At 73.2% G+C, this 11,064-nt stretch carries 8 protein-coding genes; all 8 read left to right on the forward strand.

Features of this window, described 5'->3' with window-relative positions:
* Nucleotides 1-2,962, forward strand: a 2,962-nt coding sequence (locus A8W25_RS30750) for an SAV_2336 N-terminal domain-related protein (RefSeq protein WP_067167742.1), incomplete at its 5' end; no start/stop codon positions are given.
* Nucleotides 2,959-3,237 (forward strand): hypothetical protein, encoded by a 279-nt coding sequence (locus A8W25_RS35320; protein WP_067167744.1) that lies wholly within the window; start codon nucleotides 2,959-2,961, stop codon nucleotides 3,235-3,237. The genes A8W25_RS30750 and A8W25_RS35320, both read left to right, overlap by 4 nt.
* On the forward strand, nucleotides 3,234-4,472 hold the full coding sequence (locus tag A8W25_RS30760; RefSeq protein WP_234386699.1) for an FxsB family cyclophane-forming radical SAM/SPASM peptide maturase: 1,239 nt from the start codon (nucleotides 3,234-3,236) through the stop codon (nucleotides 4,470-4,472). Before A8W25_RS35320 ends, A8W25_RS30760 begins: the two co-directional genes overlap by 4 nt.
* A gap of 94 nt (nucleotides 4,473-4,566) precedes the next feature.
* Nucleotides 4,567-7,554 carry an FxSxx-COOH system tetratricopeptide repeat protein gene (gene fxsT, locus A8W25_RS30765; RefSeq protein ID WP_079126548.1) on the forward strand — a complete coding sequence of 996 codons (2,988 nt, stop codon included), beginning with the start codon at nucleotides 4,567-4,569 and terminating at the stop codon, nucleotides 7,552-7,554.
* A 321-nt stretch (nucleotides 7,555-7,875) separates the two neighbouring features.
* Complete coding sequence (locus A8W25_RS30770) at nucleotides 7,876-9,129, forward strand: acyltransferase family protein (protein ID WP_079126549.1); 1,254 nt, start codon at nucleotides 7,876-7,878, stop codon at nucleotides 9,127-9,129.
* 60 nt (nucleotides 9,130-9,189) lie between these two features.
* Nucleotides 9,190-9,900, forward strand: a complete 711-nt coding sequence (locus tag A8W25_RS30775; protein ID WP_107470844.1) for an SDR family oxidoreductase — start codon at nucleotides 9,190-9,192, stop codon at nucleotides 9,898-9,900.
* 52 nt (nucleotides 9,901-9,952) lie between these two features.
* Nucleotides 9,953-10,411: a carboxymuconolactone decarboxylase family protein gene (locus A8W25_RS30780; protein WP_067167747.1), complete on the forward strand. Its 459-nt coding sequence runs from the start codon at nucleotides 9,953-9,955 to the stop codon at nucleotides 10,409-10,411.
* 158 nt (nucleotides 10,412-10,569) lie between these two features.
* Nucleotides 10,570-11,064: sigma-70 family RNA polymerase sigma factor (locus A8W25_RS30785; protein WP_158942829.1), on the forward strand; the 495-nt coding region annotated here is incomplete at its 3' end.

An 11,064-nucleotide genomic window follows, 5' to 3' on the forward strand; every position in this document is an offset into this window, starting at 1 on the left:
CACCACCGGCCGCCGCCTCGACGAGCAGGCCACCGCCGACCGGGCGGCGGACACCGGGCTGATCCTGCCGGTGCTGCGGCCCGACCGCCGCCGCCAGGCCAGGCTCGCCCTGCTGATGGACGTCTCCTCCTCGACCGTGGTGTGGGAGCAGACCCTCGACGAGCTGCGCCAGGTCTGCGAGCGGGCCGGGGCCTTCCGCGAGGTGCAGCTGCACTATCTGCACGAGGGCGCGGACGGCGGGCCGCGCGTGGGCACCGGCGTCGCCCCCGGGGGGCACCTCGTCGACCCGTCCCAGTTCTGGGACCCGGCCGGACGCTCGCTGACCCTGCTGCTCAGTGACTGCGCGGGCCCCATGTGGCGCAGCGGGCAGCTGCACCGGCTGCTGTACGGCTGGGCGCGGACCGCCCCGCTCGCGGTGGTACAGCCGCTGCCGCAGCGGATGTGGCGCTCCACCCATCTGCCCACCCGGCAGGGGGTGCTGCGGCGCCGGGAAGGCCCGGCCGGGCGGCTGGAGTTCCGCCCGCGCAGGCCCGAGCGGGGCCGCGAGGCCCGGGGGATCCCGGTGCCGGTGCTCGCCCTGCGCCAGTCCTCGTTCGGCGCCTGGGCGCGGCTGGTGAGCGGCTCCACCGAGCAGACCATGGAGGCGGCGGCCGGCCGGGTCCGCGCCGACCACGCCCCGGCCGGCGGGAGCACCCGCGCCGAGCAGGTCCTCACGCCCGCCGAGCGGGTCGCCGCGTTCCGCGACACCGCCTCGCCCGACGCGGCCCAGCTCGCCGCCTGTCTGTCGGCGGCGCCCCTGGTGCTGCCCGTGATGCAGCTGGTCCAGCGGGCGATGCTGGTCGACAGCGGGCCCGAGGTGCTGGCCGAGGTGCTGCTCAGCGGGCTGCTGCGGACCGACGAGGAGAGCGGCGGCGGGGAGCGCCTGCCGGGCTACGCCTTCCTGGACGGAGTGCGCGAGGAACTGCTCGAACACCTCGGCGCCGGAAGCGCGATCCTGGTGCTCAAGCACTGCTCGGAGTACGTGGAGCGGCGCTACGGGCGGACCGTGCGCAACTTCCCCGCGCTCGCCGCGGCCGTACTCGCCGGGTCGGTGGACCCCGGCGGCAGCGCGCCCGCCGGACCCTCCGACGACTCCCGGCTGCGGGTGTTCGCCCGGGTCTCGGCCCAGGTGCTGCGGCGCTTCGGCCGGCCCGACCAGTTCGTCCAGCCGGGCGGCGGCGACGGCGCGGGTCCCCGCGAGCTGTCCGAGCGGGCCCACGACTGCCTCGACCGGTTCCGCTCGTACGGCACGGTCCGCGACCTCGACATGGGCGTCCAGCTGCTGGGCGCCGCCGTGCGGGGCGAGGAGCGGATCGCCGAACGGGCTTATCTGTACGGGGAGTTGGCGCAGGCGCTGCTGCTGCGCTGGGAGCTGCGGCGCCTCGGCGAGGACCTGGGCGAGGCCCTGTCCGCCGTGGAGAAGGCGCTGCCGCACGAGCGCCGGGCCCATCTCACCCTCGCCCGGATCCTGGAGGCGATGGCCGACGAGGCGGAGTCGGGCAGGGCGGGCGCGGACGAGGCGTGGTGGCTGAGGGTGCTGACCGAGCCGCAGGGGCCGCCGGGACGGCCGGGCGAGCCCTGGCGGCCGCCCGCGGTCCCGGAGGCGCCCCCGGCGCTCCCGGACGCCGAGGCCGAACCGCGGCGCCCGGAGGTGCGCTCGCCCCACGAGGTAGCCCTGTACCTGCTCAACCGCGCCCACAGCAGCCTCGCCCTGATCGGCGGCATCCCGCCGGCCTCCGCGGCCCAGCGTGCCGACTGGCGGGCCGCCTCGCTGGCCCGGGTGCGGGTGCTGCGGCGGCTCGCGGAGCTGGAGCCGAAGTGGGCGGGCGGCTGTCTGGACAGCGCGGTCCGGGTGAGCGACGCGCTCCTCACGGAGGGCCGCACCGCCGACGTCCTGCTGCTGCGCGGCTCGCTGCTGCTCGCTCTCGCCCGCCACACGGCCGCCGGCCGCGACGAGGAGGCGCTGCTCACCGCCCGCGCCTACGCCGACCGCGCCGCGACCGACCTCTACGCCGGGTTCGAGACGCTGGCGCCGGGTTCGGTGACCGACGCCGAGATCAGCCGGGCCTGGCTCGACAACGCCGACGCCGTGGAGCTCTCCCGGGCCGAGCCCGACGACGCCACCCGGCTGATCGTCCTGCAGGCCCTGGACCAGGCGCGCCGCTACGCGGGCCCCGACCGCGAGGCCCAGGCCGTGTGCCTGCTGCGGATGGCGAAGGTGCTGCGCGAGCGGTACGAGTCGACCCGCAGCCGTACCCACCTCGACTCGGCGGTGGTGGCCTGGTCGGAGGCGCTGGAGCTGATGGGCCCGGACGACCCGCGCCGCGCCGCCGCCTTCACCGAGCTCGGCGACGCGCTCACCGCGCGCGCCCGCGCCATGGAGTCCGTCGACGACGCCCGGGGCGCGGTGCGGGCGCTGCGCCGGGCGCTCGACGAGACCTCCGAGTCCGACCCCGAACTCGCCCGCAGGCGCTATCTGCTGGGCGCCGCGCACGTACAGCGCTTCCACGCCGAGGAGGTCCTCTCCGATCTGCACGAGGCCCACTGGATACTGGGCGCGGCCGCCCGGGCCACCGAGCGCAGCGCGGTCCTCGCCCGGATCTGGCTGCTGCGCGCCGAGGTGCTGCGGCTGCTGTCCGAGCGGACCGGCTCGCCGTCCCGGCTCGGCGAGGCGGCCGACCACGCGCTGCGGGCCGCGGCGGAGAGCAGGGCGGCCGGGGAGCCGCTGACCGAGGCCCGGGCGCGTCAGGTGCGGGCGCTGCTCCTTGAGCGGACGGCGGGACCGGCACGAGCACGGGAGGAGCACCTTGAGGTACTGCGCGTCCTTTCGGCCGCCGCGGAGTCGGGAGCGGCCGACACCGAGGCGGAGGCCCTGAGCCGGGCGGAGATCCACCGGCTCGACGGCGAGCTGGGAGCGTCGTGACGGCGACCGCGACGGACGGGGGAAGGGCGCTGCCGGACCCCGCGGCGCTGCCGGCGCTGCGCCCTCTGGCGGCCCGCTCCCCGCACGAGTGCGGGCACCCCGTGCTGGCCGCGGTCCTCGCCGACCTGTGCCACCGGCCCGGGCCCGCCGGGCGCGCCGGGGCGTACTTCAGCGACGCGCCGGCGGCCGCGGCGCCCTCGGACGCGGCGGGCGCGTACTTCGCGGACACGCCCTCGGTCCGCCCCGGCGAGCCCGGCCCCGGAGATGTGCCGTGACCACCGCCGAGGAGCCCCGCTGGCCGCACCGTGAGCTGGATCCGGACGCCGTGCGGCCCGTACCGCTGCGGCAGTTCGTCCTGAAGGTGCACAGCCGGTGCAACCTCGCCTGCGACTACTGCTACATCTACCGCGGCCAGGACACCAGTTGGCGCGAGCGCCCGGCCCGGGTCCCGGAGCCGACCGTGCGCCGCACCGCCCGGCGCATCGCCGAGCACGCCGCCGCCCACCGGCTCACCGCGCTCCGCATCGACCTGCACGGCGGCGAACCGCTCCTCGGCGGGGCCGGTCCCGTCCTCGCGTACGCGGCCGAGGTGCGGCGCGCGGTGCGCGAGGCCGTGCGGGGCGTGGTGCCCGGCGGCTGCGAGGTCACCGCGACCGTGCAGACCAACGGCACCCTGCTCACCCCGCGCACCCTCGACCGGCTCGCCGCCGCCCGCGTCCGGGTCGGACTGAGCCTGGACGGGGGAGCGGCCCGGCTCAACACCCGCCGCACCGACCGCCGGGGCCGCTCCTCCTGGCCCGCCGTCGCCGCGGCCGCCCGGCTGCTCGCCCGGCGCCCCGCCGCGTACGCGGGCATCCTGTGCACGGTCGACCTCGCCGCCGACCCCGAGGACGTCTACCGCTCGCTGCTCGCGCTCGGCCCGCCCGGCATCGACCTGCTGCTGCCGCACGGCACCTGGGCCGCGCCGCCGCCCGGGATCGCCCCGGCCCCGGTGCCGGGGCGGCGCGCGCGCCCCACCCCGTACGGGGACTGGCTGGTGCGGGTCTTCGACCTGTGGTGGGACGACGACCGGATGCGGACCGGGGTGCGGCTCTTCCAGGAGATCGTGGCGCTGCTCCTGGGCGTGCCGAGCTCGGTCGAGTCGGTGGGGCTCTCCCCGATGGTGGCCGTCGTGGTGGAGACGGACGGCACGATCGAGCAGACGGGCGCGCTGCGCTCGGCGTACGAGGGCGCCTCCGCCACCGGACTCGACGTCTTCCGCCACTCCTTCGACCGGGCCCTGCGCCATCCCGGCGTCGCCGCACGCCAGTTGGGTGCCGCCGGGCTGGCGCGGGACTGTGTGCAGTGCCCGGTGCTGGAGGTGTGCGGGGGCGGCAACTACGCCCACCGGTACGCCCCGTACAGCGGTTTCCTCCACCCCAGCGTGTACTGCGCCGACCTGGAGCGGCTGATCCGCCACGTCGCGGCCCGCCTCGCGGACGCCGACGGGCCCCGGCGGGGAGGCCCGTGACCGCCAACTCCTGCTCATGTACACCGTTGTGACGCACAATTGAAAGTGCGCGCACATCCAGCAGCTTCCGGCCCGAGCCGAGGGAGTCCGCCGCATGTCCGACCACGAGGGCGCCGTGGAGCCCACGCTGCCCGAGCCGGCCGAGGAGTCACCCCGCGTCACGGTGCTCTTCGCCGGGCAGAGCCAGGCCTGGGCCGACTGGATCGGGCAGCAGCTGGAGCGGGCGGGACACCCCGCCGTCCTCATACGGTGGGATCCGCTGCACCTCAAGCCCGCCGACTCGGCCCTCGCCGACCTGCTGGAGCCGCCCGGCCACATCCTGGTGGTCCTGGACGACTGGTATCTGCGGTTCGACTCGGAGAAGTACCAGGGCTGGGCCCGGCTGCTGCGCGACACCCTGCCGCAGCACCGCGACCGCGTCGCCGCCGTCAGCGTCACCGCCAAACCGCTGCCGCCCGCCGCGGCCACCCTGCGCCCCATCGCGCTGCGCGGGGTCGGCCCCGACGCGGCGCGCCGCCGCGTCCTGGAGTGCGCGGGTCCCGCCGGGCACCCCGGCGCGGTCGTCCTGGAGCGGCCCATCCGCTTCCCCGACGACCGGCCCGGGATCTGGAACGCGCCGCGCCGCAACCGCCAGTTCACCGGCCGCGAGGACGCCTTCGAGCGGATCCACGACATCCTGGCGGCCTCCGGCGAGGAGGGCGGCCGGGTGGTGGTGCACGGGCTGAGCGGCGTCGGCAAGACCCAGGCCGCGATGGAGTACGTGCACCGGTTCGCGGGGGAGTACGACATCGTCTGGTGGGTCGGCGCCGCCGCCAAGGCCAGCGCCCGCGAGGGTTTCGCGGCGCTCGCCCCGGCCCTGGGCCTGCCCCAGGGCAGCCGGCTCGGCGAGGTCATCACCGGTGTGCGCGGCGCGCTGGAGACGACCGGGCGGCGCTGGCTGGTCGTCTTCGACGGGGCGGAGAGCCCGGAGGCGGTCGGCGAGCTCATCCCGGAGGGTCCCGGGCACGTCCTGGTCACCGCCAACTCGCCCGAGTGGCCCGGCCTCGGCGCCCAGCTGGTGCAGCTGCCGCCCTTCGACCGCGAGGAGAGCGTCGCCTTCGCCCGGCGCCGCGCCGAGCGCCTGGACGAGCACGACGCGGACCGGCTCGCCGAGGCGGTCCAGGACCTGCCGCTGCTGCTCGACCAGACCGCCACCTGGATCGCCAACAACCCGGCCGCCTCCGTCGCCGACTATGTGCGCGGCATCAGCCAGGGCGATCCGCACACCGTCTCCACCATGCCGTCGCGCGAGTACCCGGCGAGCTTCCAGGCCGCCTGGTCCAAGACGCTCAACAGCCTGAACGAGACCTCCGCCGAGGCCTGGGAGCTGCTCAAGCTGCTCGCCCACTTCTCGCCCGACTCCGTGCCGCTGCGGCTGCTCCAGAACGCCCGGGTCAGCGATCTGCCGCAGCACCTCGCCGACCTGGTCACCGACCCCAGCAGCTGGAACTCGGCGCTGCGCACGCTCTCCCGGGTGACCTCCACGCCGCTGGAGTACGACGAACCCGGCCGCCTGGGCACCCGTACCGTCGGCTCCCTGCGCATCCACCGGCTGCTGCACCGCTTCGTCCGCGGCAGCCTGCCCGAGCAGGACCACGAGCGGGCCACCGCCACCGCCTGCCGGGTGCTGGTCGCCGCGGACCCGCGCGACCCGGCCGGCTCCCACAACTGGCCGCGCTACGCGGAGCTCATCCCGCATCTGGAGCCGTCCGGGGCGCTCACCGCCACCGACCCGGACGTGCGCCGTCTGGTCCTCAACTGCATCGAGTACCTGCGGGTGCGCGGCGAGTTCCGCGAGGGGCGCCGGCTCAGCGGCCTCGCCGTGGAGTCCTGGCGGCCCCTGTCGGGCCCCACCGACGGCCTCGTCCTGGTCGCCACCCACCAACTCGCGCACATGCTGCGCCAGTTGGGGGAGTACGGCCGTGCCGAGGAGCTGGGGCGCGGCACCCTGCGGCGGCTGATGGCCGAGGGCCGCGGCGGCATCGAGGTGGTCCGCGCCAAGAACGGTCTGGGCGGCACGCTGATGGTGCTCGGCAAGTACGCCGAGGCGCGCGCCCTGTTCGAGGAGGCGGCGGGGGAGACCGCGGCGCTGCTCGGCGACTGGAAGGTGCCCCGGCTGCTCGCGATCCGCCACAACCTGGCGGTCACCCTCGCCCTCCAGGGCCACTACGCCAAGTCCCTCTCGCGCCACGAGGAGGTCCTGGAGGAGTGCATCTCCGTCCTCGGCGGCAAGGACCACCTCACCCTCCAGGCAGGGCTCTACAAGGCCCAGATGCTGCGGCTGATGGGCCGGTACGGCGAGGCACTGACCATCCAGGAGTACAACCACCGGCTGCACCGCCAGATCCTGGGCGCCGACCACCCCCAGACGCTCACCGCCCAGCACAACCTGGCCCTGTGCCTGCGCCGCGACGGCGAGCCCGAGCGGGCCAGAGGGCTGCTGTGCGAGGCCCGCGAGGCGATGCTGCGGCGCGCCGACGCGACCGCGTTCACCTGCGACTACGCCATGCTCCTGAGGGACCTGGGACGGCACGGCGAGGCACACGAGCTGGCCTCGTCGGCGGCCGCCGGATACAAGGAACTGCTCGGCGCGGAACACCCGTACACGATCGGCGCGTACGACAACGTGGCCCTGGTGCTGCGCGAGACGGGCGAGCACCGCGCCGCCCGCGAGCTCTGCGAACGCAACCTCAGGGCCTTCACCCGGGTGCTGGGCCACGTCCACCCCTGGACGCTGGGCTGCGCCATGAACGCCGCATCGGCGAGGGCGGCCGACGGCGATCTGCCGGGCGCGGCGGAGCTCGGCCGCTCCGCGCTGGTGCGGGCGGTGACCTCGGTGGGCCAGACACACGTCCTCGCGGTCAACCTCCAGGCGGGCCTCGCCCAGGACCTGAGGGCGCTCGGCCGCCGGGCCCAGGCCGCCGAGCTGCTCCGGGACGCGGTGACGACCCTGACGCTCGCCCTGGGCGAGAACCACCGCCAGACCGCGTACATGAGGAGCGGGGCACGGCCGTACTGGGACTTCGAGCCGATGCCGGTGTAAGGCGGCAGGGCGGAGATGACTCCTGTCGGTCAAGTGTGAGCAAAGCCACGTACGGCTGGATCTGACACTTCTCTGACGTTCCTCTGACCTGGAGCAGGCAATTCCCGGACGGGAACGTGCCGTTCCTGTAGTTGGTGGCTGAATTCTGCGCTGCCCCGGTTCGCCCCGTCTTGAAGCGGAGGGCGATCATCAAGATCCTTGATGGGGCCTTGGGCATCGCTCAAGGGACGCTCCCTTGCGGTGGGCGACGATCGAACGAGCCGAGAACCTCTCTCCTGTCCCGGCGAGAGGCCAACTCCCCATGCCTCAGGAGGGTTTGCCATGACTCAAGGCGACACGATCGGCGCCGGGCCGCCGGGCGCGGCGGCCGGACCGGGCCGCCGGGCACGGTCCTTACGACTGGGGAAGTCGAGCGGGTTACGCACGGTCGCCACCCGCGACGGCTGGCTGCGCCCCGAGACCACCCGGCTGCCCTCGCTGACGGGACTGCGCTTCCCCGCCGCCCTCCTGGTGTTCCTCAACCACACCGGACTGCCGTTCCCGTTCCTGCGTCTGGTCAAGGACGACGACGCGGCGATGGACTGGTTCGACGTCACCCGCAACGCGGGCGCCCTCGGCGTCACGTTCTTCTTCGTCCTCAGCGGATTCGTGCTCACCTGGGCCGTCCGGGAAACGGACACCACGCGCGCCTTCTGGCGCCGCAGGATCGTGAAGATCTACCCGAACTACGCGATCACCTGGCTGCTGGCCATGGTCCTCTTCGCCTCGGCCTACACGCCGACCAGGACCGCCGTACTCAACCTGCTCATGGTGCACGTCTGGGTCCCGACGTTCGATGTGTTCTCCAGCGTGAACCAGCCCAGCTGGTCGCTCGGCTGCGAATTGCTCTTCTATCTCTCCTTCCCGCTGCTGCACAAGGTATTCCGCCGCATCAGGGCCGGGCACCTCAAGTACTGGATATCGGGTGTGACGGCGGCGATCATCGCGACGCCGTTCTTCACCTACCTGCTGCTGCCGGACAACCCCAACTTCCCCGGCGGCGCGGCGCTCGGCGCCCGCGCCTCCACCAACCAGTACTGGTTCGCGTACAACTTCCCGCCGGTGCGGCTGCTCGACTTCGCGCTCGGCATGCTGGTCGCGCAGGCCGTGCTCAACGGACGCTGGTGGAACATCGGCATGACCTGGTCGAGCGTGCTGCTGGCCGGCAGCTATGTGTGGGCCTCCCACGTGCCGTTCCTCTACTCGCAGCGGTCCATGACCATCATCCCGATCATCTTCCTGATCGCGGCCGCCGCCACCGCCGACGCGAGGAACCAATTCACGCTGTTCCGCAATCGCGCGATGATCTGGCTGGGCGAAGTGTCCTTCGCCTTCTATCTCGTCCATTTCGTCGTACTCGCATATGTGCGCAAGTGGCTGGGCCACGACATGTACTCGGTGCCGCAGACGATTGGCATCGTCCTGGTGGAATTCGCCATCGCGCTGCTCGCCTCCTGGGCGTTGTACGCGCTGATCGAGCGCCCCATCACCCGTAACTGGTCGAAGCCCCGGCGCCCCAAGGCCGCGGCGAGCTGACCTGCTCCGAACCACTTGCATTCAAGTGGAGTTCAAGATTCGACTGTAAGGATTCCCCCCATGAAGACCATCGCCCTCATCACAGGTGCCAACAAAGGAATCGGTTTCGAAATCGCGCGCCAGCTCGGCGAGCTGGGAATCACCGCGATCGTGGGTGCGCGCGACGAGGAACTCGGCAAAGCCGCCGCCGAGAAGCTCGGTCAGCCCTTTGTGCAGATCGATGTCACCGACCCGGAGAGCATCAAGAAGGCCGCCACCTATATCGACCTGGCCTACGGAAAGCTCGACATCCTGGTGAACAACGCCGGAATCACCGTCTCGCACGAGGAGGGCCGGCCCAGCACCACCTCGCTGGAGACCATGCGCTCGCTCTACGAGACCAATGTCTTCGGTGTGGTGGCGGTGACCAACGCGTTCCTGCCCCTGCTGCGCAAGTCGCCGGCGGGCCGGATCGTCAACCAGTCCAGCGAGATGGGCTCGCTCACCAACGTGCTCAACCAGGACCACCCGATCTGGCACGTGAACAACCTGCCGTACAACTCCTCCAAGACCGCGCTCAACATGATCACGGTGTCCTACGCCAAGGAGCTGTGGGACACCCCGATCAAGGTCAACGCGGTCGACCCGGGCTGGTGCCGCACCGACATCACCGGGGGCGAAGGCTACAAGTCGGCCGAGCAGGGCGCGGCGATCGCCGTGAAGCTCGCCACCCTGGACGCGGACGGCCCCACCGCCACGTTCGTACAGGACCAGGGCGCACTGCCCTGGTGAGCACCCCCCCTGTCTCTCTCCCCACAACCCGTACTGCTGAAGGAAGATGACGATGTCCGCTCCGCGGATGAACAACCCGGCGCAGGTGCTGCCCGATTCCATGACGGCCATCCTGGGTCTGATCAAGTCGATCCGTAAGGCCGGTGTCGAGGACGCCACCCTCGAACTGGTCCACCTGCGCGCCAGCCAGATCAACGGCTGCGGCCCGTGCCTGGACGCGTCGGCCAGGGCCGCGCAGAAGGCGGGCGTCTCCGAGGAGCGCATCTTCTCGGTGGGCGCCTGGCGCGAGACGCCGTTCTACAGCGACGCCGAGCGCGCCGCGCTGGCGCTCGCCGAGCACGTCACCCGGCTCGCGGACCGCGAGGACGCGGTGCCGGACGCCGTGTGGAACGAGGCCGCGAAGCACTACGACGAGCAGCAACTGGCCGCCCTGGTCCTCCAGATCGGTGTGGTCAACCTGTTCAACCGCCTCAACGCCTCCACCCGGCAGCAGGCCGGACAGGCCTGGTGACGCACCGCACACCGCCGGGTCCGAAATGCCCGGCGGTGTGCGACAGTTGGCCGGCCGGGGGACCGGCGAACGAGCCCACCGGCGGCGTACGTTGTCACATTCGCCGGGGCCGGTTCGTCAGGGGATTGACGGAACGCGAACCAAAAAGGATGTGACCGATGGACGAGCGCGAGTGGCTGGCGCAGCGATTCGAGGAGAACCGGAGCCATCTGAGAGCGGTGGCCTACCGGATGCTCGGCTCGCTGAGCGAGGCCGACGACGCCGTTCAGGAATCCTGGCTGAGGCTCAGCCGTGCCGACACGGACGACATCGAGAACCTGGTCGGCTGGCTGACGACGATCGTGGGCCGGGTCTGTCTGGACATGCTGCGCTCGCGCCGGGCCCGCCGTGAGGACCCGCTGGAGGCCCAGGTCACCGAGCCCGCCCTGGACCCCGAGGACGGCGCCGACCCCGAGCACCAGGCGATGCTCGCCGACTCGGTGGGCCTGGCCCTGCTGGTCGTCCTGGAGACGCTGGACCCGGCCGAGCGCCTCGCGTTCGTCCTGCACGACATGTTCGCGGTGCCCTTCGAGGAGATCGCGTCCATCGTGGACCGCAGTCCCGCGGCCGCCCGGCAGCTGGCCAGCCGCGCCCGCCGCCGCGTTCAGGGCGTG

This window comes from Streptomyces sp. ERV7 (assembly GCF_001653515.1).
Lineage (GTDB): Bacteria > Actinomycetota > Actinomycetes > Streptomycetales > Streptomycetaceae > Streptomyces.

Coding starts and splice junctions, on each gene's coding strand:
- fxsT (WP_079126548.1), top strand. CDS start 4,567: ATGTCCGACCACGAGGGCGCCGTGGAGCCCACGCTGCCCGAGCCGGCC.
- A8W25_RS30770 (WP_079126549.1), top strand. CDS start 7,876: ATGACTCAAGGCGACACGATCGGCGCCGGGCCGCCGGGCGCGGCGGCC.
- A8W25_RS30775 (WP_107470844.1), top strand. CDS start 9,190: ATGAAGACCATCGCCCTCATCACAGGTGCCAACAAAGGAATCGGTTTC.
- A8W25_RS30780 (WP_067167747.1), top strand. CDS start 9,953: ATGTCCGCTCCGCGGATGAACAACCCGGCGCAGGTGCTGCCCGATTCC.